Source organism: Desulfamplus magnetovallimortis (genome assembly GCF_900170035.1).
In the GTDB taxonomy this organism is placed as follows: Bacteria; Desulfobacterota; Desulfobacteria; order Desulfobacterales; family Desulfobacteraceae; genus Desulfamplus; species Desulfamplus magnetovallimortis.
In genome coordinates this window covers 60,425-85,860 of record NZ_LT828540.1, presented here as the reverse complement: position 1 = coordinate 85,860, position 25,436 = coordinate 60,425, and the positions used below count along the sequence as shown (strand labels likewise).

Below are 25,436 nucleotides of genomic sequence, written 5' to 3'. Positions count from 1 at the left end.
AATAATCCTCACTGTATGATTATATTACCCAGCCATGAAAGAAAAAAATGAAAATATACCGGATCCCAGCAAAATTGAAAAAGAGCTTGGAGAGTTTTTAAATAAAAAATTTGGTGGTAATGTTAAAATAATAACACCATCAATTCTCCCCAAACAGACTTCAATCAAGGGAAAAGATGTAATCGAAGACAAAAAAAAATTTGTCAATTTTGATATCAAACCCTCAGAACTGATATCCTATCTTGATCAGTATATTGTAAGACAAAACAAGGCAAAATCTGTACTTGCAACAAAGATATGCACCCATTTCAACAAGATCAAATATACTGAATCCCTTACCAACACCTCCCACCCCCCCATAACAGGCAACATTAAATCCAATATATTGATGCTTGGCCCCACAGGTGTTGGCAAAACATACATTATTAAACTGATTGCAAAAAGGATAGGAGTGCCTTTTGTAAAAGCAGATGCAACAAAATTTTCAGAAACCGGCTATGTGGGGGGCGATGTCGAAGATATTATTCGAGACCTTGTCAGGGAAGCAGATGATGACATATCTATTGCTGAATATGGCATCGTATATATTGATGAAATTGATAAAATTGCCGCAAGCCAGAATTTCAGAGGAGCAGATGTCTCAAGAACAGGAGTGCAAAGGGCACTACTAAAGCCCATGGAGGAGACAGATGTGGAGTTAAAGGTTCCCCATGACCCCATATCCATGATGCAGGAGCTTGAAAGCTATCAAAAAACCGGAAAACGCAATAGAAAGCGTGTCAACACAGCGAACATACTATTTATTGTCAGTGGTGCTTTTGGAGATCTTGCCAAGATTGTCTCAAAAAGAGTTACAAAACAGTCCATTGGCTTTGCTTCAACCCTGTCATCATCCCTTCAAGAGAGCCAGCTTCTGCAACAAATGAAAAGTGAAGATCTTGTTGAATTTGGATTTGAATCTGAATTTATAGGAAGACTTCCTGTAAGATGCATATTAGACCCTCTTTCAAAGCAGGATCTCTATGATATCCTGAGAATGCCTAACAACCCGGTAGTTCTTGGAAAACGCCTTGATTTCAAATCATATGGCATTGATATTGTCTTCACAGATGATGCTCTTGAACTTCTTGCAGAAAAAGCTTCCCAGGAAAACACCGGTGCCAGAGGTCTTGTCAGTGCTGTTGAGAACACATTAATTTCCTTTGAGGAAAAACTGCCATCTTCCAGCATAAACATATTAACTGTTACAAAAGAGCTTGTGGCCAAACCAGAAAAACATCTTGAAAAGATACTTTGCGAAGAGCAACAGGCGAACAAAGATTCTGAAGAAGGTAAGCTTGCACTGGAAAACCGGAAAGCAATACATGCCAAAGCCCTTGAAAATGAAAAAACTTATATAATCTCATATATTACCGACAACTGGAAAAACCTCTCGCACCGACATGGCCTTACGCTATCTGACTACCGTTGCGGCCTTGTGGCTGACTATTTCTCTACCCATGTGACAGAGCTTGGCAATGCCATAAGACAGGTGAAGTCATATTATGAATCAATAAAAAAGATTGAAGTGGATTTTTATAAGAATTACGATCTGAATATTGTGATGGAAGAGGATGCCGTGGATTTTCTCATTGAAGAGATGATCCACAATCCCATCACGTCTGAAGATGTAATGGAAAAAATATATAATGATTTTTATGACGGTCTTAATCTCGTGCGAGACAAATCAGGTAAAAACAGATTTTTTATCTCCAGAGACGCTCTTCTTGAGCACAAAAAATTTCTGGATGACCTTATCAGGAAAAAATTATCATGATCGGAATTTCAAAACTGTACTGCTCAACCGTAGAACCTTCGGATACCCTGCGATATGCAAGGCACTCCGGTAAACTGCCCTCCCACCTTCTCCAGTTTTCCATAGACAAAAAACCTGTGGTGGTCTGGAACATGACCAGACGATGCAACCTGAGATGCGTCCATTGCTATGCACAGTCTGAAGATATTTCCTATGAAAATGAACTGACCCATGAGCAGAGCCTTGCAATGATTGACGACCTTGCACAGTTTGGTGTGCCGGTACTGCTCTTTTCAGGTGGAGAACCCTTGGTTCACCCGCGCCTTGCAGAGTATGCAGAGTATGCTGTAAAAAAAGGAATGCGAGCTGTAATATCTACCAACGGCACACTTATTACAAAAGAGAAGGCAACGGTTTTAAAGGAGATTGGTCTCTCTTACGTTGGAATAAGCCTTGACGGACTTGAAAAGACCCATGACAACTTCAGAGGAATCAAAGGCTCCTTTCAAAAGGCATTACAGGGAATACGAAATTGCCAGGAGGCTGGAATAAAAGTAGGACTAAGGTTTACCATCAATAAACGTAATGTCCATGAGATTCCCGGAATTTTCGATCTTCTGGAAAAAATGGACATTCCAAGGGCATGTTTTTACCATCTTGTTTATTCAGGAAGAGCCTCTGCCATTGCAAATGAGGATCTCTCCCATGAAGAAACAAGAAAAACTCTGGACTTGATAATGGAGCGAACAAGGGATCTTCATGACCGAAATCTTCCTAAAGAGATTCTGACGGTTGATAACCATGCAGACGGCCCATACATTTACATGAAACTTTTACAGGAAGATCCAGAACGAGCTGCAGAAGTGCTTGATCTTCTTCAGATGAATGAAGGTAACAACTCCGGAAGGGGTTTTGGATGTATAAGCTGGGATGGAGAGGTACATCCTGATCAGTTCTGGCGGGATAAAAGCCTTGGCAATATAAAGGAGCGGCCTTTCTCGGAGATATGGACAGACAGCAATAATGATTTTCTGATGAAACTGAAAGAGAAAAAAGCCCATGTAAAAGGACGATGCATGGAGTGCAGGTGGCTTGACATTTGCGGCGGAAATTTTCGTGCAAGGGCAGAGTCCATCAAGGGTGATCCCTGGGATCATGATCCTGCATGCTATCTGACAGATGAAGAGATAAAGAAAAAGTAACTACTGTTTCATGAACTTAGCGCCCTTCGGGCGGGCTTTTCCATAACCAACTGCTTTTGCTGGATAAAAATGGAAATTCCTATACTATCAAGTTATGACTGTCGGTTATTCATATCACATCCCCCCCCAACCCCATCTCCATGACTGGAGAGGGGGAGTATAGACCACCCGACAGTTAAACCTTTAAGGAATTGATTTTTAATAACTTACCCATTCTCCTTGCCCCCAGCCACATTTTACAGACTTGGGAGGGGGAGTTTGGGTAAGTTAATTAAACCCAATTACTAACGAACACTACTTCTTTGTCAACAAATAATTTTAAGGAGAAAATTTTCCATGTTGTTTCCGGATTTCAGGGCAAGAAGATTGCGGGAAAAAAGTGCTTTCAGAAAAATGATACAGGAGACTGTTCTGACGGTCAACGACCTTATACTACCACTTTTTGCCATTGAGGGAAAAGGAATCAAAAATCCTATCCCGTCAATGCCTGGCCATTTTCAGTTTACATGCGACTATCTTGTAAGTGTTGTCAAGGATGCTTATGACCTTGGCATTCCTGCTGTCATGCTCTTTGGACTTCCTGACAAAAAAGATCCCCTTGGAACCCGTGCATATGCCAGCGACGGAATTGTCCAGAAAGCTGTAAAAGCTGTAAAAGAGGCTGTTCCCGACATGGCAGTACTGACAGATGTATGTCTTTGTCAATACACTGATCATGGTCACTGCGGCATGGTGGAAAATGGTAAAATTGATAATGATGTATCACTTGATCTTCTTGCTGCAACAGCTCTATCCCATGCAAAAGCCGGTGCTGATATGGTAGCGCCATCTGACATGATGGACGGGCGTGTCGGAGAGATAAGGCAGACCCTTGATGAAGAGGGTTTTTCCAATATCCCCATAATGTCATATGCTGTAAAATATGCATCCGCATATTACGGCCCCTTCAGACAGGCAGCAGACTCAAAACCCCAGTTCGGAGACAGGCGTTCATATCAGATGGACCCTGCCAATTCACTTGAAGCAATAAGGGAAGCCACAATGGATATTGAGGAAGGAGCAGATATCATAATGGTAAAACCTGCCCTATCCTACCTTGACATAATACACCGTCTTCGTGATGAAATTGATCTTCCACTTGCTGCCTACAGTGTGAGTGGAGAGTACGCCATGATCAAGGCAGCCGAACTTATGGGATGGATTGATGGCATCAAAGTGGTTATGGAGACCCTTTTATCAATAAAACGTGCCGGAGCTGATATGATCCTGACATACTCTGCCATGGATGCTGCAAAAGAGCTTAACAACAAATAATTCCTGAAGTCATCAGAACAATCTGTAACTCACAGGAAATAATCCGGGAATAAGTACAATAATATGCATCAACATTCAAAAAACCCACACCCGCACCATCATGGTCATCCAGGCGGAAAAAATTCTGAGGATACCAATACAAATACCTTAAGACTTGTGGCCTGGGAGACAACCCGTCGCTGCAACCTATCATGCGTTCACTGCCGTGCTGCTGCTGAAGATCACTTTTATGAAAATGAGCTTGACACAAAAGCTGCGTTCAAACTTATGGATGAAATAAGAACAGTCGGTCAGCCCATCATTATTCTCACAGGCGGAGAACCACTTTTGAGAAGCGACATCTTTGATATTGCCTCCTACGGCACAAAAATAGGGCTTAGAATGGTAATGGCGCCCAACGGCACCATGATCACAAAAGAGAATGCCCGCAAAATGAAAGAGTCAGGAATCAAGCGGCTCAGCATAAGCCTTGATGGGGCAACCAAAGAGAAACACGATAAATTCAGGGGGGTTGAGGGAGCATATGAAGGTGCCCTTAACGGCATCAAAATTGCGAAGGAAGCAGGGCTTGAATTTCAGATCAATACAACTATTACAAAAGCAAATCTGGACGAGATACCGGCAATCCTTGCACTTGCTGAAAAACTTGAAGCAGTTGCTCATCACATTTTTCTTCTTGTTCCCACAGGCCGTGGCAAATATATTGTTGATCAAGAAATTGATGCAACCGCATATGAGACAACCCTTAACTGGTTTTATGACCAGAGAGATAAAACAACACTTCAACTCAAGGCCACATGTGCACCTCACTACTATAGAATCCTGAGACAGCGTGCAAAAAAAGAAGGTAAAAGTGTCACCTTCGAAAGCCATGGCCTGGATGCAGTAACCCGTGGATGCCTTGCAGGCACAGGATTCTGCTTCATATCCCACATTGGTGAAGTTCAGACATGCGGTTTTCTTGATGTAAAGTGTGGTGACGTTACAAAAAATCATTTCAAAGAGATATGGGACAACTCAGAGGTATTTACAAAACTTCGTAATATGGACAACCTTGATGGAAAGTGCGGTATCTGCGAATATCGAAAAGTTTGTGGAGGATGCAGGGCAAGGGCATATGAAGCAACTGGCAACTACATGGCAGAAGAACCTCTCTGTACATATATCCCATCCAGAGAAAAAAGATAACTTCACCAATAAGCACTTCGGACTTTTTTATAACAGCCGTGGCAGACTTATCTGCCACATATGAAGCATGAAAGTCTTTATATGTCAGTATGTTATGGAGACTTTCTCATAAGCCCTCATGATTGCGAGGGCATCACAACGATGCATGAAAGTCTTTATATATCAATGTGTTATAGAGCATTTCTAATAAAAAACCACAAGTGCTGGTATGGATTCCAAAAAATGAAAATTCTTATAATTAATGCTGGTAGTTCCTCCCTGAAATATCAACTCATTGAAATCCAGGAAAGCGAATCAGGATTAACGAAAACATCCCCAAATAATATGTCTCAATCGCACAGGGTAATGGCAGCCGGTGTTGTTGAACGTATTGGAGACACTGAAGGAAGTCTGATACACAAAAAATTTGTGGTTGAAAAAAAGCCATCAGACTCAATTGGTGACTCAATTGGTCAGGCAAATATTACAGATATAGACATCTATAATAGTGAAAATAGAAATCAAGATGAACTTTCTGCAAAAGATTTCCATGACCATATTAAAAAAGACCAAAAATCAATAAATTGCCAAAATAACACTTTTGAAAAATTTACAATAAAAAAAACAATAAAAGATCACCGTGCAGCAATGCATCTTGCAGCAAGCATGCTCAGTGCCCATGATTCAGGTGTAATTTGCAGCACAGATGAAATTGATGCCATAGGGCACCGTGTTGTTCAGGGTGGAGAACAGTTGAATGCCTCCATAAGAATAGACGATGGTGTAAAAAAAGCCATTAAAGAGAACAATCCACTTGCGCCACTTCATAATCCCCCTAACCTAACGGGTATTGAGGTTGCAGAAGAACTTTTTCCAGGCATCCCAAATGTTGCAGTCTTTGATACAGAATTTCACAAAACAATTCCTCCCCAGGCATATATGTACGCTTTACCCTATGATTTTTACCTTAAATACAGGGTCAGGCGTTATGGCTTTCATGGAACATCCCACAAGTACGTTACAGCAACAGCAGAAAATCTGATAAAAAATAACAGAGGCAGGGGGGAAAAGTGCAATAAGACCACCTCCCATGAGAGTAAGGCCAACAACAGTGACCTCTGCTCATCTGAAAAACGTGAACTTAATCTTATTACAGTTCACCTTGGAAATGGTTGCTCAATCTGTGCTGTGAAACAGGGCAGATGCGTTGATACATCCATGGGGATGACCCCCCTTGCAGGGGTTATGATGGGAACCAGAACAGGTGATATGGATCCTGCCATACAAAGATATCTCATTGAAAATACAAACTTCACTCCCGAGGCTCTTGACAGCATATTCAACAAAGAGAGCGGACTTAAAGGAATTTGCGGCATGAATGACATGCGTGACATCCATGCTGCAATCGGGAAAGGAGATAAGCTGGCTGAGCTTGCACTTGAGATGTTTACCTACCAGATTAAAAAATATATAGGCGCATATACAGCAGTCCTTGGTTCTGTTGACGGTATTGTTTTTACCGCCGGAATAGGTGAAAATGACGCTGCTGCAAGGGCAAAAATATGCAGCAATCTTTCAGGACTGGGCATTGAAATTGATGCTGATAAAAATAAGGAATTATCATCAGAACCCAGAGCAATTCATTCTGTTAACAGTAAAGTAGATGTCTGGGTCATTCCCACCAACGAAGAGCTTCAGATTGCAAAGGAAGTGTTACATGTCATGGAATCTGAACAACACGAAAATGTGATTTAATCCTCAAGCTTATGCAGCACTTTTTCTTTTAGTTTTGCGTCCTGGAGATGAACTTTTAGCACCTGTTTCATCTTCAGATTCTTTGTTTTCTTCATTATCCTTGCTGTGCTCACTATTTTTGGTAACTTTAGCATTCTCGGTAACTTCAGAATTTTTACCAACTTCAAAATTTTTGTTAACTTCAGAGTTCTTGCTGCTTTCCGATTTCTTGTTGCTCTCCGGCTTCTTGTTGCTCTCCGGTTTCTTGTTGCTCTCCTCTTTTTTTAATTCCCCCATGTCTGTTTCATGACTCTCTGTGCCCCCTGCTTTTTTTCGGACAAGCTGCTTCTTTATTTTCATACCCCTCATGATCTTTATAATGGTGTCTGCATTCCTTGCCATGGCCATTGACACTGACTCTTTCTGAATTTCGTCAAGAGGAAGCTCTTCTTCTTCAAGAAAATCATAAAGATGATCTGCAATATCAAGCATCTTGTCATAGGCATCCGCCTCTTTTTTGGTGGCAAAGGTCATCTTTTCGTCTCCATTCCTGACAACGACATATTTAATGATTACTGCCATAATAATTCCCCCGTCACTTATTCTACCATAAAAACAAAAATCCCCTGGTGACATCAACCAAACATATCTTCAATCAAGCAACAACGCCGGCTCTCATGACTCTGTGCAATTGACAAGCATTTTTTTGGGGAAAGCTCCAAGATTTTTTTTACTTCACGACTTCAATCAAACAAGGCGTCAACAAATATTTCAGCATCAAATTCTTGAAGATCCTCCACCCCTTCCCCAATGCCAATATATTTCAAAGGGGCTTTCATGCTTTTTGCAACAGCAGCAACAATCCCTCCCTTTGCTGTTCCATCAAGTTTGGTCAAAGCAAGAGAGGTAACTCCAACCGCTTCATTAAAAAGCTTTGCCTGGGATAGAGCATTCTGACCAGTTGTTGCATCCAGAACCATCAACACCTCATGTGGCGCTCCCGGCATTCTCTTGGAAACTGATCTTTTGATTTTACGAAGTTCATCCATCAGATTTTTCTGTGTATGCAGTCTGCCGGCAGTGTCTATCAACACCACATCCATTCCCCTTGCCATACCGGCCTCCACACCGTCAAAAGCCACGGCAGCAGGGTCAGCACCTGCCCTATGTTTTACAATGGATACAGATGCCCTGTCTGCCCAGATTTCTACCTGTTCTATTGCTGCTGCCCTGAAAGTATCTGCAGCTGCAATTAGGACTTTTTTGCCTTCAGATTTATATTTTAATGCAAGCTTACCAAGGGTTGTTGTTTTTCCCGTCCCGTTTACTCCCACAACCATAATAACGTGGGGTTTTGCTTTTGGATCATTTAAGAGAGTTTCTTCCTTAACAGGGAAAAGTGCTTTAAGTTCATCTTTAAAGACCTCCTTGAGTTCGTCTGCCGTTGAAAGCTTTCTTGATTTTTTTGAGACCTTCTCCATTATCTCCATTGTAATATCAATGCCAAGATCCGACATGACAAGAATCTCTTCTAGTTCTTCAAAAAGAGATTCATCAATTTTCCTATCCATAGAAAAAAGTTCATTCACATCTGTCAAAAGGATATCTCTTGTCTTACTCAATCCTTTTTTAAATTTACCTATTAAATCCATTCTCTCTCCATAAAATATTCATTAATAACAAAACCATAAGCCCAATTTCAATCACGAGTCAAAACAGGAAGAATCTCAACACACTGGATTTTTTAATTTTTACTTTTTTAAGGCTAACTCTTTACCATGCCTGAATATCAGATTCAAATGGACTTTTCACTATTTTCACATGAAAATTAAAAATTAGAAACTAAGATGTTTACTTTATTCTTATCTTCATATACAGAATACTAAGATATGTTGTCAGAATCTTAAAGGCTTTTTCATGTTCGAAAGTGTTCTGAGTCTGCAATAAAAGTTTATGTTATTTTCCCAGAAAAATTTCTTGGAAAAGAGTAAACCATTTTGTGGATGATATGAAGAGTGCCTTGTTTACCAACAATTTTATTATCAGGAGGAATATCATAATGAAGAAAGGCTTGACAGTAATACTTGCTCTTATCACCGGATTTATTTTCTGCACAGCCAACGGCATATTTGCAGCAGATATTGAGCTTGCAGAAAAATCAACCCTGGAAAAAATTCTTAAAAGCGGAGAGCTGAGAGTAGGATTTGAAGCAGGTTACATGCCCTTTGAAATGACTGACCAAAAAGGTCGTTTTGTCGGTTTTGATATTGACATTGCCAAAGAGATGGCAAAGGCCATGGGCGTAAAGTTCACGCCTGTCAACACAGCCTGGGATGGAATAATTCCATCTTTGATTACCAACAAATTCGATATTATCATGAGTGGTATGACAGTAACCCAAGAGAGAAACCTGAAAGTGATGTTTGCTGATCCATATATAATTGTTGGTCAGACAATTCTTCTGAATAAAAAACATGAAGGTGTTATAACATCATACAAGGATCTTAACGATCCAAAATACATTGTAACTTCAAAACTTGGTACAACCGGTGAAATGGCTGTTAAAAGCAAGATCCCCAAGGCTACATACAAATCATTTGAAACAGAGACAGAAGGCTCTCTTGAAGTAGTAAACGGAAAGGCTGATGCTTTTGTATATGACCTACCCTTTTGCGTTGTTTTCATGGCTAATCAGGGTGAAGGAAAAGTGATTTTTCTTGATGAACCATTTACCTTTGAGCCACTTGCATGGGCAATCAATAAAGGAGATCCGGATTTTCTCAACTTTCTGAACAACTTTCTGCGTCAAATCAAAAACGATGGAAGATACGAAACCATCTACAATAAATGGATAAGATCAACAGACTGGATCAAAAACGTCCAGTAAATCCGTAATCCGGATAGAAGAATAAAACAATAATGACTCAGGCATGACAAAATCCGTTTTTTAGTAATTGGGTTTAATTAACTTACCCAAACTCCCCCTCCCAAGTCTGTAAAATGTGGCTGGGGGCGAGGTGTGGGCAAGTTATTAAAAATCAATTCCTTAATTTGTTTAGTTGTCATGCCTGGCTCAATCCAACATAAAACCCCTCAGATCTTGCTTGAAATTAATCCAGGAGTTTTAATATCAATGGATTCCTCATCCTCCCTTCTTCAAAAACAACAGAACAGAACCTATTTCATGTGGGTTGTAGTATTTTTTTTAATCATTTCAACATTTATTGGTGGTCTCTATTACTGCACCCTTAAAATAGATTACACATGGCGATGGTACAGGGTGCCCCAATATTTCTTTTTCAAGGATAACATTGCTGTTCAGTCAGAATCCGATGGTTCTGTTACAACCATTGAAACAACTGAAACTGGCACCACCATAAAGATTGCTGCTGACGGAGGTAAAGAACTTGCCTACACCTTTGAATCGGACGATACCCGTGTATATGAAGGTGATCTTGTATTTGCCGGTGACACGCTTGGTGTTTATCAGCAATGGAAAGTGGGTATTCTTCTTCAGGGTCTCTGGCTTACTCTGAAGGTAAGCTTTATTGCAATTATATTTGGAATCCTGCTGGGACTTTTTACCGGCCTTGCACGAATTTCATCTAATCCCGCATTTAAATGGCTCTCCATTACGTATATTGAGCTTGTCCGTGGCTCTCCGCTTCTTGTGCAAATTTTTATTTGGTATTTTGTTCTTGGAACACTTATCAATACAATGCTTGCACAATATGGCATACACCAGATACCACCTCTTTGGTTTGGAGTTGCCTCCCTTGCAACCTTCACAGGGGCATATGTTGCAGAAATTGTTCGATCCGGTATCCAGTCAATACACAGGGGACAGACAGAAGCCTCCAGATCCCTTGGTATGACATATGCTCAAAGCATGTACCATGTAATTCTTCCACAGGCATTCAGGAGAATAATTCCACCCCTTGCAGGGCAGTTCATAAGCCTTATAAAAGACTCTTCCCTTCTTGGTATAATTGCAATAAGGGAGCTTACCAAGGCCACAAGGGAAGTTGTAACAACAAGTCTTCAACCATTTGAGCTGTGGTTTGTCTGCGCCCTTCTCTATCTGATATTAACCTTTTCCCTCTCAATGCTCCTGCAGTATCTTGAAAAAAGGACAATGTATTCATGATTGAAGCTAAAAACGTATATAAAATATTCAGGGTTCCCCACAGGGTAAATGCACTTGTAGATGTTTCTGCCAAAATAGGCCGTGGGGAAGTAGTCGTTGTTATTGGCCCTTCAGGGTCAGGCAAAAGTACTTTTTTAAGATGCCTCAACCGCCTTGAAACAGCAGACAAAGGCCACATTTATATTGATGGTACAGATATCCTGCATCCAAAGACCGACATCAATAAAATAAGGGCTGAAGTTGGAATGGTATTCCAATCCTTTAACCTTTTCCCCCACAAGACAGTAAAAGAGAACGTAAACCTTGCCCAGAATGTGGTCCGTAAAAGATCCATAAAAGAGGCTGATGAAATAACCATGACCCTTTTGAATAAAGTTGGCATAGGTGATAAACAGAAAGTCTATCCCGATCAGCTTTCAGGGGGTCAACAACAAAGGGTCGCCATTGCAAGAGCTCTTGCAATGAATCCCAAGGCCATTCTTTTTGACGAACCAACATCGGCTCTTGATCCGGAAATGATAGGAGAGGTTCTTGATGTAATGAAAACCCTTGCAAAGGAAGGTATGACCATGGTTGTTGTCACACATGAAATGGGATTTGCAAGGGAGGTTGCGGACAGAGTTATTTTCATGGATGAAGGAAAAGTCCTTGAGATCGGTACACCCGAACACTTTTTCAAAAACCCTGAACATGATCGTACCAAACTTTTCCTCAAACAGATTTTATAATCAACCTGTTATTTTCATTGAAAAAACTTATGACTGGTGAATTTGATTTTGATAAGGTTGAATGTAATGGCAACTGAACAGGATAAAGATCAATACATTTTGGAATTAAAAAGCAGAGCTGAAAAACTTCAGTCACAGAAGGATATTCTGATGAAGGAGCTTACTGCTGCCGAAGAGACCCTTGAGGCAACCGTTAATATGTATGCCCGATATTTTCCGGCAATTATTGACTATATAAAAGACACTAACACATCATTTGTAATTTCATTAAAAGAACTTGGGAATGCAATTAAAAACGGAGATTCTCCATCAACAATTGAAAACCTTCTTTCCCAGGTACAAACTTCAATGCTCAAGGAATCTCCGCCAACCAATTCCAAAGGCAAAAGCTCAATTTTTTCAAGTTTTTTCAAAAACCCTGAATGTGCAGCCGATGCAGATGCGGAACTTGATATATATCTTGAAAGCATTAAGACCGGATATATAAATCTGACCAACTCAATGAAAGAGACCCTTGATTCAACCTACGGCACAAAACTGAATCAGATAGCCACCAAATTTCAGAATACGCAGGATTTTGAAACCATAAGACAATTGCAGGATGAGTTATTCTCTTTAATACAGCAATATATATATAATATTGGCTCTGACAGAGAAAAAATGGTTTCTTTTGTAAAAGAAATTGTCAAACGCATTCTTCAAATTGAAGCTGGCATGACCAACTCTTTTATGCACAATAATGCCACAGCAAAATCCAATGAAGAGTTTGAGAATCTCTTAAACACAGAAATCGGGGAGCTGAAAACAAATATTGATGTATCAGAACGACTTCAGGATCTTAAAAATCATGTTTCTCAAACCCTCTCTTCAATTGAGACTGCACTGAAAGAGAAAACTGCCAAAGATAAAGCAGTCAAAATTCTTTCTGAAAAAAACCGCAATGAATTCCAGGCTGGTTTTTCAAAACTTAAAAAAGAGCTGGATCAGGCAATAAAACATTCAAGGGATCTTGAAACTAAATTAAACCAGGACCCCCTAACCAAGGTGTATAACCGAAGAGCTTATCATAAGCGCATCTCTGACGAAATGGAACGCTTTTTAAGATATAAGACTATATTCTCAATTCTCGTTCTTGATATTGATTTTTTCAAAAAAGTCAATGATACTTATGGTCATGCAATAGGAGACAAATGTCTTCAGGAGATCACAAGAAGAACAAAACCTCTTCTCAGGAAAAATGACATGCTTGCAAGGTATGGCGGGGAAGAATTTGTAATAGTTATGCCGGAAACTGCTGCTGATGGAGCTTTGGCTGTTGCCGAAAAAATAAGACAAACCATTGAAAAAATTGAATTTATCTATAAAAAAGATACAATAAAGATGACCGTGAGCATAGGTGTCTCCGAGGTAACTGATGGAGATAAAAATCATGAAAAGGTTTTTGAACGGGCAGATGCAGCCCTATACAGGGCAAAAAATGAAGGAAGGAACCGTGTTTGCGTTGAATCCAGATAAACAGATTGTCAAAAACAAAACCTATATGAAGAATGAGTGTGAAAAAAGTGGACATTGAATACCTTCTGACCCACCCGGAAACAAAATATGTAATTGATGATATAAATGAAGAGACTATGGACAGGCGTGCATTTGCCCCCCATAAATGTGAAGTCTTTTCAAGTGATCTGATTGTTCTTGAAGATCAGCCGCAATACAGCTTTGCCATAAATCGTGAAGCCGAAAACAAACTGCCTGACATCATAAATAACCATGTTCAGAAACTGCTTCCCTGTGAAAGGGGCTGTCATTTTGATAACCAGGCTGAAAAGATCAATAAAAATATAGGTATCCATGGAAACGCAAGCCAGCCAGAGACAGTCAAAGGTAATCCAGATGGCCATGGAGAGAATGAATGCAGATTCTTTAAAAAAAGAAATATTGGGATAGTCTTTTCAGGAGGCCCTGCCCCAGGGGGTCACAATGTTATTGCAGGAATATATGACGCAGCATTGAAAGCCAACCCTGACTCAAAAATTTTTGGATTTATCCTTGGCCCCAACGGAATTCTTGAAAACAGATACGTTGAGATTAAAAAGGAGCTTGTTGATCGATACCGGAACATGGGAGGTTTTACCATGATAAAAACCGGACGAACAAAAATTGATTCCAAGCACAAAATGGAACTTTCCCGACAAACCTGCAAAGGTTTGAACCTTGATGCACTTGTCATTGTAGGAGGAGATGATTCAAATACCAATGCTGCCTTTCTTGCCCAGGAATTAAAGTCTGACGGAATTCAGGTGATAGGTATTCCCAAGACAATTGATGGCGACATTCAGGTAAAAACTGAAAACGGAGTTACCCTTTGTGCCATATCTTTTGGTTTCCACTCAGCAGCAAGGGCCTTTTCCCAGAACATCAGCAATCTTTGTACAGATGCAAGCTCCGATCTTAAATACTGGCATGTCTGCAAGGTTATGGGACGTGTTGCAAGCCATCTTGCCCTTGAATCTGCATTGCAGACCCACGCCAATTTCACCCTTATAGGAGAAGAGCTTGCCGACTATGTTGATAATGAACGTATTGCCAAGGCAGAAGCCAAAAATGAAATTGACTATACAGCTTTTGGAATGACATTGAGGCACCTTTCAAGGCTTATATGCGATGCCATTGTCAAGCGTGCAGCCCATGGAAAAAATTACGGGGTCATGATAATTCCTGAAGGAGTACTGGAGTTTATAAATGAAATCCAGTTATTTATAATCAAACTGAACACCATAATTGCAGATTACAATCAGATACACGATCTTGACTTCCATGCTGCATTTCCATCCCTTGATGCTAAACTTGAATATTTACGACGCCTTTCAAGGGGCATTACTGAAAAAAGTTCATCACCAATTTGGAACAGCCGTGATGATGAACTTTTCAATGACCTGCCATCATTTTTCCAGGAAGGGTTGCTTGTAGAGAGGGATACACACGGAAATTTTCAATTTTCACAGGTAAAAACTGAAAAAATTATTATGGATATGGTTAAGGATTACCTTCATATTCTCAAGGAAAAAGGAGAATATAAAGTTGGCATTGAGGCAGACTATTACAGAGATGCCATGAAAATGGCAAAACTTGATCCTGACCTTTACGGCAATGTGATTTTTAAAAATTACAAAACAAAAGATATTATTTCATCCAGCCCGCCATCAACATCAGGGCATGAAAAAAACGGAGAAGATTCCAGTCGCGACTTACGATACTACCTCATTAACAGCAACATTATCTCCATGAAAACCCTTAAGCAATCCATTGTTAATGCCGGAATAATTTCAGAAGATGAGAAAATCCCTGAAACCATAACAGAGATCTATAAAAAATCAGTCCCCAATATAAAGACACAGACACATTTTTATGGATATGACGGCAGGGGAAGTCACCCCACAAAATTTGACTGTAACTACACATACAATCTTGGTATGACAGCTTTCAGCCTTATTGCCAATGGTGCCACAGGTCAAATGGCTGTAATAAAAAATCTTGAGCACTCAATTGACCAATGGGAGCCTATGGGCATTCCCATTGCAAAGCTTATGCACCTTGAAGAGAGAAAAGGAAAACTTGCCCTTGTGATGGAAAAAAACATTGTGGACATAAACTCAAATGCATTCAAGGTACTAAAAGCGATGCGTAAAAAATGGCTTGCTGCAAATCATGGTGAAGATCACTACAGAAAGCCTGCTCCAATAAGGTTCAGAGGGAACAGCGAAGAGGACAAGCCTCTTATGCTTGTCCTCAATGCCATATCAAGCCCTGACAAAAAAAGTCTTTAAAAAACGGCATCCTTCATTTGCCGGTTTACACTTTTCCAATGGCAAAATAACCCAACGGTAGAGACGCAATGCATTGCGTCTCTACTCCAGACAAGAAATGTAAAGTACTTTAATCTGATATGAAGGATGCCTAAAATACACCCTCTTTTAAAGACTTTCTGAAAGCTGCACTATGGATATCTGCGGCCATATGCACAGGGCTTTTTCCATAAATTGGATCCCAGGATGCAGGATCTGCTGTGCAGAAAAACTGCACTTCAAGGCCATATCGTACTTTTGCATATTCAACATCAAGCCCTTCAATTTTTCTTGCAGCATCCCAGGTTGCACCACAGGGCGCGCCACGAATAACTTCCACTTTTTCTATGATATCATTTTTAAGATTAAGTTTTATTTCCGGTGCTCCAAAAAGTCTTCCATACAGCCCAAGTTCATCATGATGCGTCAGCATGCAGCAGATGCACGGCGTTATGGCATGTCCCCCTGATATTTTTTTACCTGATGCCACCACAGGAACACCTTCTTTCTGACATAAAAAGGCCAAATCAACTGAAAGATCAGGATGAGTCAAATAGTCAATAACAAGATCTGCATCAATACTATCTGGAAGCCACTGAGATGTATCATCCAAAATATCAGGTAGTTCATCATCAATATTGAAAACCGTTATTTCCAACCTATCACTGGCAAATCGCTTCATGCCTGTAATTTTACTTAAGGCTGAGTTTTCTTGCTGAAAAATCGTAATTCTCTCTCTTTGAAATTCGCCACATTTTTTGTGCATTTTCAGAACCCGGCATCTTCATTAATAAGTATAATTTTAACCCTTTTGGGCGGAAAGCATTTTTCTGTAATTGTCCATGTATTGCAGATTCTGTCAGGAGACTGACAGTTGTGGCAGAATCCACTCTTGCTGCATGGTGTCTTTTTATCAAGATTCATGGTGTTAACAGGTGCTGCATAGTTCTTTACCCTGTACATTGCATCATCAAGATCGCAGCATATTTTGTTTCTTCCCACAAAAAGAATGACATGGCGAGGTCCAAATGTAATGGCACCAATGCGGTTTCCTATCATATCAAGATTAACAAGCTGTCCATCTTCTGTGATGGCGTTTGTTCCGGTTAAGAAAAGGTCACAATGGAGAGACTCTCTTCTCAGGGCTAATTGCTCTTCAACAGAAACCGATCTGTCAAAAGTATTTATCACCTCATATTTTTTGTCATCTTTAAGAATATGAAAAAGGCCTGTGGAGATAAAAGTCATGGAACCTCCCCAGGATATGGTTCTTATGTTATCAAGTGCGGGAATAATCTCATTGAGTGCTATATCTTTTGCACTATCAAGATTTTCTGCAATATAAACATCAAAATTATTACCTTCCAGATTTTCTTTTACCCTGGCAAGCCTTTGGTTCCAGTAGTTCAACTCGGGATTTTTCATTTATTCTCCTTATCACTATTTATTTACCTTCGCCAGTTTTGATGGTCTTGTGAAAAATTTGCAATGATCAGCATACAAAGTATTCTCTGAATCTGACAAAGGTATTGCAAAGGTATTGGTTTGCGCTCTGTTTTGACCCCAAAATACGAATTTGATAGTACAAAAAAAAGCAGTGTGATCAATTTTATTTTAATTTAATTTTTTTAAAAAATTGTATTGACTAATTTTTTTTTCTTTTTATAGTCATCTAAACGTTCTGAATCAGCTTCAGTAAATAAAATGCAATTGAATTCTTTCTACCTCAGAATCTCAACAACAATCTCACATAGCGAAACACTATCTCGTCTGGCGAAATCGGTAAATTTTGACTGAAAGGATGCTCCACTCCCCATTATTCCATGGCTGACAGAATTTCCTGTCCAAATAAATGCTATGCCAATACTGGCTCAGCGAATTTGAGACAACAGAGATCATTTTAAGCGTCATATCAAAACAAAGCAATATCATTTCTGTAAAACAGCAGACAATAATAGCATCTTTCATATGGTTCCAGACTATGGTTCCAGAATCACGTTTATACTTTTTTTAACTTCTATTTCTGGTAAAACAGAAATGGCGTTACAAAATATAAACCAGGCAAAATTACTGAGCCTGTAAAAAATCATGTTTCAGGAATTCTTTATCCATAACTTCCTGAAATTATTAATCGTGAGCTTGGTTCTCCGGACTTTTTACAAGACCATCAGAATATTGTCAGTCATAAGATATCTCAGTAGCCATCGCACATAGTGTTTATTAGGAAGTCTCCATAACATGCTGATATATAACGACTTTCATGTTTCGTTGTGACGCGTCAGCAAACATGGGGGTTTTATTAGAAAGTCTCTATATCACACTGATATATAAAGATTTTAAACACTTCGACTGTGGCGGTGAGCCGCCATGTTGATTCTTCAAAAAATTAACGCACGATATCAGGCGGGCACCTTGAGAGTTACGATCTATGAGTCAAAATTAAAGATGCTGAAATTATTATTTTTGGAAAGCTGTTTTCAAAAATTTTCCTTTTTAAAACCCAAAAGCATTAACATGTTTTAACAACTTGTTCTATGCAAAGGGCATCTTCAGGAGAGAGTGTATCACCTCTCTGTTAAGAAAATGGACATAAAAAAATTTAAAGGAGGTGTATATCTTTTAAAATTTTCCAATCAGGCCAACCTTATAGATTTCATCTGTTCTATTAAACCCTAAAAAACGCAGGAGATAATCAATGGGCGAAAAACAAGTTATGGAAACCACTGAGGCGCAGATTGCCGTACATTGGCAGGAAGAAGACTACTACTATCCTTCAAGCAAATTCATTGGTCAGGCAAATCTTACAGATCCAGACATCTATGATAGATTCAGTCTTGACAATTTTCCCGACTGCTTTACAGAATATGCGGAACTGCTAACCTGGTATAAATACTGGGATGAGGTACTGGACACCAGTGATGCACCCTGTTTTAAATGGTTTAGAGGTGGACAAATCAATGCAAGCTATAACTGCATTGATCGCCACTTGAAAAAGAACAAGAACAAAACAGCCATCCATTTTGTTCCTGAACTTGAAGAAGAAAGAGTTGACCATATCACCTATCAGGAACTTTATGTGAGGGTTAACGAATTTGCTGCACTCCTACGTGATTTTGCAGGTTTAAAAAGAGGTGACAGGGTAACCATTCATATGCCCATGTCAGCGGAACTTCCAATTACAATGCTTGCCTGTGCAAGACTTGGCGTTATTCACTCTGTTGTATTTGGCGGTTTTTCCGCAAGTGCATGTGCCGACAGAATTGTTGATTCAAACTCACGTGTGCTTATTTCAATGGATGCATATTACAGAGCAGGGAACCTGCTTAACCATAAGGTCAATGCAGACGAAGCTGTTGCCATTGCAGCAAAGGACGGTCAGGTTGTTGATAAGGTTTTGGTATGGCAGCGTTATCCAGGCAAAGCATCTTCTGACACTCCAATGGTTGACGGACGTGACTATTTTGTCAACGATGTAGTCAAAAAATACTACGGTGCCCGTGTTGAACCTGAAAAGATGCTCTCTGAAGATCCCCTGTTTTTGATGTACACAAGTGGTACCACCGGAAAGCCCAAGGGTGCACAGCACAGCACTGGAGGATATCTTGCCTATGTCACTGCAATGTCAAAATATATCCAGGATATTCACCCCAAGGATGTTTACTGGTGCATGGCAGATATAGGATGGATTACTGGCCACTCCTTTATTGTCTATGGCCCACTTGCACTTTGTGCATCAACTGTTATCTATGAAGGTGTTCCCACTTATCCTGATGCCGGTCGTTCCTGGAGAATCGCACAGGATCTGGATGTAAATATCTTCCATACCGCCCCCACCGCAATTCGCGCACTGAGAAAAATAGGTCCTGATGAGCCAGCCAAATATACCTACCATTTCAAACACATGACGACCGTGGGAGAACCCATTGAACCCGAAGTCTGGAAATGGTATGAGTCCGCTGTTGGAAAGGGCGAAGCAATAATCGTGGATACATGGTGGCAGACAGAAACAGGTGGGTTCCTCTGCAGTACAGTACCTGCTCTCAAACCAATGAAACCAGGCAGTGCTGGCCCTGGAGTTCCTGGAATTCATCCAATAATTCTTGATGACAACGGAGACGAGGTTACCCAGCCTGGAATTGCAGGAAACATATGTATCCAAAACCCATGGCCAGGCCAGATGCAGACAATCTGGGGCGACAGGCAGCGATTTGTGGATACCTATTTTGCAAGATACTGCAAAAATCCTGAAAGTAAGGACTGGAGAGACTGGCCATATGTCGCAGGCGATGCAGCCACACGATCACAGGATGGCTACTACAGAATTCTTGGCCGTATTGATGATGTAATCAACGTCTCCGGACATAGACTTGGAACCAAAGAGATTGAATCCGCAGCTCTTGTTGTGCAGGAAGTAGCCGAGGCTGCTGTTGTTCCTGTTGCCCATGAAATCAAGGGAAAAGAGCCGGATCTCTATATTGCCCTTAAACCTGGTGTGGAAGCAACAGATGAAATCGCCAAAAAAATCTCTGATGCCATCTGTGAACAGATCGGAAAAATTGCCAAACCCAGAAAAGTATGGCTTGTACCTGACATGCCTAAAACCCGTTCCGGTAAAATCATGAGAAGGGTTCTTGGAGCAATTTCAAATAAGGGTGATGTCGGTAACGTTATGACACTTGCTAACCCTGAAGTTGTTGAAACCATTAAGAATATGGTTGACAAATCTTAATTGCCACATCCCTTTGAATAATTCAAAAACAAAAAATGACTTCAAAGCAGTTGAATTTTTTCCTGTATAAACAAAATCCCCTCTTTATTTAATAAAGAGGGGTAGGAATCAATTTCAACATCAACGATTTTTAGATGATCCTGTAAAAAGTTGGATGATTTCACAACAATTATCGTAGCCGCAAAAAATATTCTATCAGACAATCAAATCTTGAAAGAGCAAAAGCGAATTTTTCGTTAAGGCATTTTTACGAAACCATCAAACTTTTTACCTGAGCATCACTTTTACCGGATAATTTAATAATATTATTTTATAAGGACTCAATTCATGTCAAACTTGTATTCTGAAGCGTACGAAAAATCCATCAACGATCCGGATGGTTTCTGGGGACCTGTTGCAGAGGATTGCCACTGGTATAAAAAATGGGACAAAGTTCTTGATGACTCCAACAAGCCTTTTTACAGATGGTTTACCGGAGGAGAAATGAACACATGCTACAATGCACTGGATCTCCACATTGATAACGGTAACGGGGATAGAGCTGCGTTGATTTATGACAGTCCTGTGACAGACACAAAAAAAACATATACTTTTTCAGAACTGAGGGATGAAGTTGCAAAATTTGCAGGTGTTCTTGCTGCAAAGGGTGTTAAAAAAGGTGACAGAGTACTAATCTATATGCCCATGATCCCTGAAGCGGCAACGGCAATGCTTGCCTGTGCCCGTATAGGTGCTGTACACTCAGTTGTATTTGGAGGATTTGCAGCCAATGAGCTTGCCACCCGTATAAATGATGCAAAACCCAAAGTAATTGTTTCTGCTTCCTGCGGCATTGAGGTAAAGAAAAAAATTCCGTACAAACCTCTGCTGGATTTAGCAATTGATATGTCCGACAGCAAACCTGCTGCAACCATCATCTTTCAACGTCCCATGGAGACAGCAGAACTCAAAGAGGGCAGGGATTTTGACTGGAGCCAGATGATGGCAGATGCAAAACCCCATGACTGTGTTCCTGTTCTGGCAACAGACCCTCTATACATTCTTTACACATCCGGCACAACCGGCCAGCCCAAGGGAGTTGTCAGGGACAACGGCGGCCATATGGTTGCATTAAAATGGACAATGAAAGCTGTCTATAATATTGATGAAGGTGATGTTTACTGGGCTGCCTCTGATATCGGCTGGGTAGTAGGACACTCATATATTGTTTACGCTCCCCTTTTCAAGGGAGCCACCACAATCATGTTTGAGGGGAAACCCGTAGGTACACCCGATGCCGGAACATTCTGGCGAGTTATCTCAGAGCATAAAGTTAAAGCACTTTTCACCGCCCCCACAGCCTTCAGGGCAATTAAACGCGAAGATCCCCAGGCAAAACTGATAAAGGATTATGATCTTTCCTGCTTTGAAACCCTTTTCCTTGCAGGGGAAAGAACAGATCCTGATACCCTTTCATGGTCAGAAAAAAATCTCAATGTTCCGGTCATTGACCACTGGTGGCAGACAGAAACCGGATGGGCAATTGCTGCAAACTGCATGGGACTGCACCACTTTCCTGTGAAACCAGGCTCACCGACAAAAGCTGTTCCCGGATGGGATGTCCAAGTTGTTGATCCCGAGTGCAAACCAGTAAGTGCCGGTGAAATAGGTGCTATAGTTGTTAAGCTTCCGCTACCTCCAGGAACACTTCCGACACTGTGGCAAAATGATGCAAGATATCTTGATGCCTACCTTAATGAATTTCCAGGATACTACAAAACCGCTGATGCAGGTTATATTGACGACGAAGGCTATATTTATGTAATGACCAGAACAGATGACATAATAAATGTAGCTGGTCACAGACTATCTACCGGTGCCATGGAAGAGGTGCTTGCCAACCATCCGGATGTTGCAGAGTGCGCGGTAATGGGAGTTGAAGATCAGCTCAAAGGACAGGTGCCACTGGGATTCCTTGTTCTTAATGCTGGAGTTACACGGGATCATGCAGAGATCGTAAAAGAGGCTGTTCAAATGGTCAGAGATCAAATTGGCCCTGTTGCAGCATTCAAGACTGCAACAGTAGTCAAACGCCTTCCCAAGACCCGTTCCGGCAAAATTCTCAGGGGAACCATGCGAAGCATTGCTGATAAAAAAGAGTATAAAGTTCCTGCCACCATAGATGATCCTGAAATTTTGAATGAAATTGAAGAGAGTCTGGGCAAAATCGGTTACGGAACAAAAGCCAAATAATGTTCCAGTGTTTGAAAGTCTTCATAAAAATAACCTTTTGCGAAGACTTTCAAATAAACCTTCATAATTGCGATGGTATCACAACGATGGGTGAAAGTCTTTATATATCAAAATGTTAAAGAGACTTTCTAATCAATCCTTCATGATTGCGAGGGCATCATAACTATGCATGGAAGTCTTTATATATCAGTATATTATGGAGGCTTTCCAATAAAGATAAGTAAAAAGAGGGAAATATAAAGGAGATTCAAGATGAGCACACAACCAATTGACAAAGTCCCGACACAGGCATGGATTACCACCTTTGCGGGAACAGCTATCAATCTCTGTCTCGGAATTCTATACGCATGGAGCATATGGAAAGCAGCACTTGTAAATGTTGACAAAGCAGGCGAAGTGATGACTGGCATAAACGAAGGCTGGGTATATCTTACCAATGCCCAGGCAGCCACGCCATTTTCCCTTTGTGTCGTAATTTTTGCACTTCTGATGATTCCAGGGGGTAGAATACAGGACAGAATCAGCCCTAAATTCGGTGCTACAGTGGGAGGCCTTCTTCTTGCAGCAGGCTGTATTATTGCGGGAATGATGAAAAGCTATACAGGTCTTATTATTGGTTTTGGAATTTTAGGCGGTGCAGGCATGGGCATAGGATATGCCGCTCCAACCCCTGCTGCCCTTAAATGGTTCGGCCCTGAAAAACGAGGACTTGTGGCAGGACTTGTTGTTGGTGGCTATGGTGGTGCTGCCCTTTATATAGGCTGGCTTGGACAGAAGCTTATTGACGCATACGGCATCAGCGGCAGTTTTGTTGCACTTGGAACCCTTTTTGCTGTCGTTGTAGTTATTGCAGGCCAGCTTCTTAAAGCTCCTCCGGAGGGCTATGTTCCACCTGCCAACGTTAGCAATGCCGGTGTAAAAGGCGCAACAGAAAAAACCCATAACTGGGAAGCTGGTGACATGATGAAAACCTGGCAGTTTTATGCTCTGGTATTCATGTTTATACTAACAACCCAGTCAGGTCTTCTTATCATCAGCAGTGCTGCAGGACTTATGAAGAAAACTGCTGCAAACATGCCCTTTTTCGTAGCCAATGCCTGGATTCTGGTCTCCTTTGGAGGTCTTGTCAATGCATCAGGCCGTGTTGGTACAGGATACTATTCCGATAAAATCGGAAGATTGAATGCTTACTGCCTCAATTGCGGAGTATCAGCTCTCTGTCTTTTTGCCCTTCCCTATGTAATATCAACGGCAAATCTCTTTCTGCTGTTTGTAGTTGTGGGAGTTGCATACTGGCAGTATGGTGGAGGACTTTCTCTCATGCCATCATTTACCGCTGACTTTTACGGTGCAAAGAACCTTGGATTTAACTATGGACTTGTTTTCATTGGATGGGGCTTTGGATTTTTCATGGCAAGGATTGGAGGTGTCATTCAGGACATCACAGGCAGCCTGAACCTTGCATTCTACATCTCAGGCGGTCTTCTTGTCCTGGGCGTTATTCTTGCCAGAATCACCACAAAACCTCAATATACAGGATAGTAGTAGAACGCACATGGAGCGGATAACTGCCGCAGCACATGGCGGATAACTGCCGCAATGGAAAAGATGAAAGTTTTCATCAACTCCCCCTCTCCACTTATGGAGAGGGGCCGGTGGTGAAGCAAGGAGTCAAATCACTAAAACCGATTCCTTAAGCAAACAATATTATATTTTTTTCAGGAAACATTGTAAACCATGACTTCAGAACCCCTCATTGATATTCCCTTCCTTCTGAACTATACACACCTTGAATTTGACAAAGCAGTCATTTTTGCAGTTTCAGCACTTATGGCCATAACTGTTAATGCAGAAGCCCAAGCATTTATGGCAACTCTCCTTGGAGATGCAGACAGTGAAGCAAAAGACAGGTTTCACTTCAACCCGTTTATGCACGTAAACCTTGCAGGACTGTTATGCTTTGCTGCCGCAGGTTTTGGTTGGCCCGGACAGATAAAAGTTAATACCGATCATCTGGAACACCCCGCTATATCTCTCATGGTAATAAAATTTGCCGGAGCATTTGCCAATTTAATCCTGGCAGGTATTGCAGGAAGTATCTTGTGGGTAATGTCAAAATGGAATCTCCAGGATCAAGTTTTTACCATTGTTGTCTCCGTAAACATAATGGTTTTTGTTTTTCACTTCATTCCCCTGCCCCCCCTTGCAGGTTCTTCGATTTTTTACGGACTTATTCCTGAAACATTAAAAAAATCGAACTTTTCAAAATATTTCATGAAAATATTCCCATATGTCTTTGTTGCATTAATTATTTTAATGAAGTTGCAAAACTGGGATTTTCCTGAAAAATACTTTTATCCTGTGGTTCAGACGATTTTCAATTTTATCTCTGGAAATTAAGAGCTCGTCACTCATAAGTACTCTCATTGGATTCTGGATTAGTGTTCTTTCAATGTTTGATTGTCGGGTAGAAAATGCCTTGAACCTTTGAAAAGCCTTAAAAGTCACCCGACAGTTTAAACTTGAAGAAGCAGTAGTATTATCTG

General features: G+C 40.7%; 18 protein-coding genes. 14 read left to right on the top strand and 4 right to left on the bottom strand.

The window, feature by feature from the left end:
* Positions 1–34: 34 nt before the first annotated feature.
* The 5 genes from MTBBW1_RS00375 (at position 35) to MTBBW1_RS00355 (ending at position 7,233) form a co-directional block, all read left to right on the top strand.
* Positions 35–1,816, top strand: a complete 1,782-nt coding sequence (locus MTBBW1_RS00375) for an AAA family ATPase (RefSeq protein WP_080797626.1) — start codon at positions 35–37, stop codon at positions 1,814–1,816.
* Positions 1,813–2,997 (top strand): 12,18-didecarboxysiroheme deacetylase, encoded by a 1,185-nt coding sequence (gene ahbC, locus MTBBW1_RS00370; protein WP_080797624.1) that lies wholly within the window; start codon positions 1,813–1,815, stop codon positions 2,995–2,997. The genes MTBBW1_RS00375 and ahbC overlap by 4 nt, the downstream gene beginning before the upstream one ends.
* A gap of 336 nt (positions 2,998–3,333) precedes the next feature.
* Positions 3,334–4,311, top strand: coding sequence for a porphobilinogen synthase (hemB, locus tag MTBBW1_RS00365; protein ID WP_080797622.1), 978 nt, complete (start codon positions 3,334–3,336; stop codon positions 4,309–4,311).
* Between the two features lie 63 nt (positions 4,312–4,374).
* On the top strand, positions 4,375–5,499 hold the full coding sequence (gene ahbD / locus MTBBW1_RS00360) for a heme b synthase (protein ID WP_080797620.1): 1,125 nt from the start codon (positions 4,375–4,377) through the stop codon (positions 5,497–5,499).
* A 222-nt stretch (positions 5,500–5,721) separates the two neighbouring features.
* The gene (locus MTBBW1_RS00355; protein WP_139786607.1) at positions 5,722–7,233 is read left to right on the top strand and encodes an acetate/propionate family kinase; all 1,512 of its coding nucleotides are present in this window, start codon (positions 5,722–5,724) and stop codon (positions 7,231–7,233) included.
* 9 nt (positions 7,234–7,242) lie between these two features.
* On the opposite strand, the gene MTBBW1_RS00350 is transcribed toward MTBBW1_RS00355, so the two are convergent.
* Both MTBBW1_RS00350 and ftsY read right to left on the bottom strand, forming a co-directional pair.
* Positions 7,243–7,794 carry a YebG family protein gene (locus tag MTBBW1_RS00350; protein ID WP_080797616.1) on the bottom strand — a complete coding sequence of 184 codons (552 nt, stop codon included), beginning with the start codon at positions 7,792–7,794 and terminating at the stop codon, positions 7,243–7,245.
* A 161-nt stretch (positions 7,795–7,955) separates the two neighbouring features.
* Positions 7,956–8,864 (bottom strand): signal recognition particle-docking protein FtsY, encoded by a 909-nt coding sequence (gene ftsY, locus MTBBW1_RS00345; protein ID WP_080797613.1) that lies wholly within the window; start codon positions 8,862–8,864, stop codon positions 7,956–7,958.
* A 407-nt stretch (positions 8,865–9,271) separates the two neighbouring features.
* Here ftsY and MTBBW1_RS00340 point away from each other — a divergent pair, with 407 nt between their 5' ends.
* The 5 genes from MTBBW1_RS00340 to MTBBW1_RS00320 all read left to right on the top strand — a co-directional run bounded on the left by MTBBW1_RS00340 (position 9,272) and on the right by MTBBW1_RS00320 (position 15,911).
* The gene (locus tag MTBBW1_RS00340) at positions 9,272–10,099 is read left to right on the top strand and encodes a transporter substrate-binding domain-containing protein (protein ID WP_080797611.1); all 828 of its coding nucleotides are present in this window, start codon (positions 9,272–9,274) and stop codon (positions 10,097–10,099) included.
* A gap of 246 nt (positions 10,100–10,345) precedes the next feature.
* A complete protein-coding gene (locus MTBBW1_RS00335) occupies positions 10,346–11,359 on the top strand; it encodes an amino acid ABC transporter permease (protein WP_080797608.1) in 1,014 nt (337 codons plus the stop codon).
* The gene (locus MTBBW1_RS00330) at positions 11,356–12,087 is read left to right on the top strand and encodes an amino acid ABC transporter ATP-binding protein (protein ID WP_080797606.1); all 732 of its coding nucleotides are present in this window, start codon (positions 11,356–11,358) and stop codon (positions 12,085–12,087) included. Before MTBBW1_RS00335 ends, MTBBW1_RS00330 begins: the two co-directional genes overlap by 4 nt.
* 66 nt (positions 12,088–12,153) lie before the next feature.
* A complete protein-coding gene (locus tag MTBBW1_RS00325) occupies positions 12,154–13,602 on the top strand; it encodes a diguanylate cyclase (protein ID WP_080797605.1) in 1,449 nt (482 codons plus the stop codon).
* 32 nt (positions 13,603–13,634) lie between these two features.
* Positions 13,635–15,911, top strand: a complete 2,277-nt coding sequence (locus tag MTBBW1_RS00320) for a 6-phosphofructokinase (RefSeq protein ID WP_080797603.1) — start codon at positions 13,635–13,637, stop codon at positions 15,909–15,911.
* A gap of 130 nt (positions 15,912–16,041) precedes the next feature.
* On the opposite strand, the gene dfsP is transcribed toward MTBBW1_RS00320, so the two are convergent.
* Positions 16,042–16,695 carry a DUF166 family (seleno)protein DfsP gene (gene dfsP / locus MTBBW1_RS00315; RefSeq protein ID WP_080797600.1) on the bottom strand — a complete coding sequence of 218 codons (654 nt, stop codon included), beginning with the start codon at positions 16,693–16,695 and terminating at the stop codon, positions 16,042–16,044.
* A 2-nt stretch (positions 16,696–16,697) separates the two neighbouring features.
* Complete coding sequence (locus MTBBW1_RS00310) at positions 16,698–17,354, bottom strand: lactate utilization protein (protein ID WP_080797598.1); 657 nt, start codon at positions 17,352–17,354, stop codon at positions 16,698–16,700.
* 1,270 nt (positions 17,355–18,624) lie between these two features.
* Between MTBBW1_RS00310 and acs the strand changes: the two genes are divergently transcribed.
* The 4 genes from acs (at position 18,625) to MTBBW1_RS00290 (ending at position 25,290) form a co-directional block, all read left to right on the top strand.
* The gene (gene acs / locus MTBBW1_RS00305) at positions 18,625–20,658 is read left to right on the top strand and encodes an acetate--CoA ligase (RefSeq protein ID WP_080797596.1); all 2,034 of its coding nucleotides are present in this window, start codon (positions 18,625–18,627) and stop codon (positions 20,656–20,658) included.
* Between the two features lie 327 nt (positions 20,659–20,985).
* Positions 20,986–22,890: a propionyl-CoA synthetase gene (locus MTBBW1_RS00300; RefSeq protein ID WP_080797595.1), complete on the top strand. Its 1,905-nt coding sequence runs from the start codon at positions 20,986–20,988 to the stop codon at positions 22,888–22,890.
* A gap of 252 nt (positions 22,891–23,142) precedes the next feature.
* The gene (locus MTBBW1_RS00295; protein ID WP_080797593.1) at positions 23,143–24,432 is read left to right on the top strand and encodes an L-lactate MFS transporter; all 1,290 of its coding nucleotides are present in this window, start codon (positions 23,143–23,145) and stop codon (positions 24,430–24,432) included.
* Positions 24,433–24,627: 195 nt separating this feature from the next.
* Positions 24,628–25,290, top strand: a complete 663-nt coding sequence (locus tag MTBBW1_RS00290) for a site-2 protease family protein (RefSeq protein ID WP_080797590.1) — start codon at positions 24,628–24,630, stop codon at positions 25,288–25,290.
* Positions 25,291–25,436 lie beyond the last annotated feature (146 nt).

Excerpts from the sequence above, each read along its gene's own strand:
- MTBBW1_RS00300 (WP_080797595.1), top strand. The coding sequence starts at position 20,986 with ATGTCAAACTTGTATTCTGAAGCGTACGAAAAATCCATCAACGATCCG.
- MTBBW1_RS00350 (WP_080797616.1), bottom strand. The coding sequence starts at position 7,794 with ATGGCAGTAATCATTAAATATGTCGTTGTCAGGAATGGAGACGAAAAG.
- dfsP (WP_080797600.1), bottom strand. The coding sequence starts at position 16,695 with ATGCACAAAAAATGTGGCGAATTTCAAAGAGAGAGAATTACGATTTTT.
- MTBBW1_RS00375 (WP_080797626.1), top strand. The coding sequence starts at position 35 with ATGAAAGAAAAAAATGAAAATATACCGGATCCCAGCAAAATTGAAAAA.
- MTBBW1_RS00295 (WP_080797593.1), top strand. The coding sequence starts at position 23,143 with ATGAGCACACAACCAATTGACAAAGTCCCGACACAGGCATGGATTACC.
- MTBBW1_RS00290 (WP_080797590.1), top strand. The coding sequence starts at position 24,628 with ATGACTTCAGAACCCCTCATTGATATTCCCTTCCTTCTGAACTATACA.
- MTBBW1_RS00335 (WP_080797608.1), top strand. The coding sequence starts at position 10,346 with ATGGATTCCTCATCCTCCCTTCTTCAAAAACAACAGAACAGAACCTAT.
- MTBBW1_RS00355 (WP_139786607.1), top strand. The coding sequence starts at position 5,722 with ATGAAAATTCTTATAATTAATGCTGGTAGTTCCTCCCTGAAATATCAA.
- hemB (WP_080797622.1), top strand. The coding sequence starts at position 3,334 with ATGTTGTTTCCGGATTTCAGGGCAAGAAGATTGCGGGAAAAAAGTGCT.
- ftsY (WP_080797613.1), bottom strand. The coding sequence starts at position 8,864 with ATGGATTTAATAGGTAAATTTAAAAAAGGATTGAGTAAGACAAGAGAT.
- ahbD (WP_080797620.1), top strand. The coding sequence starts at position 4,375 with ATGCATCAACATTCAAAAAACCCACACCCGCACCATCATGGTCATCCA.
- acs (WP_080797596.1), top strand. The coding sequence starts at position 18,625 with ATGGGCGAAAAACAAGTTATGGAAACCACTGAGGCGCAGATTGCCGTA.
- MTBBW1_RS00320 (WP_080797603.1), top strand. The coding sequence starts at position 13,635 with ATGAGTGTGAAAAAAGTGGACATTGAATACCTTCTGACCCACCCGGAA.
- MTBBW1_RS00330 (WP_080797606.1), top strand. The coding sequence starts at position 11,356 with ATGATTGAAGCTAAAAACGTATATAAAATATTCAGGGTTCCCCACAGG.
- MTBBW1_RS00310 (WP_080797598.1), bottom strand. The coding sequence starts at position 17,354 with ATGAAAAATCCCGAGTTGAACTACTGGAACCAAAGGCTTGCCAGGGTA.
- ahbC (WP_080797624.1), top strand. The coding sequence starts at position 1,813 with ATGATCGGAATTTCAAAACTGTACTGCTCAACCGTAGAACCTTCGGAT.
- MTBBW1_RS00340 (WP_080797611.1), top strand. The coding sequence starts at position 9,272 with ATGAAGAAAGGCTTGACAGTAATACTTGCTCTTATCACCGGATTTATT.
- MTBBW1_RS00325 (WP_080797605.1), top strand. The coding sequence starts at position 12,154 with ATGGCAACTGAACAGGATAAAGATCAATACATTTTGGAATTAAAAAGC.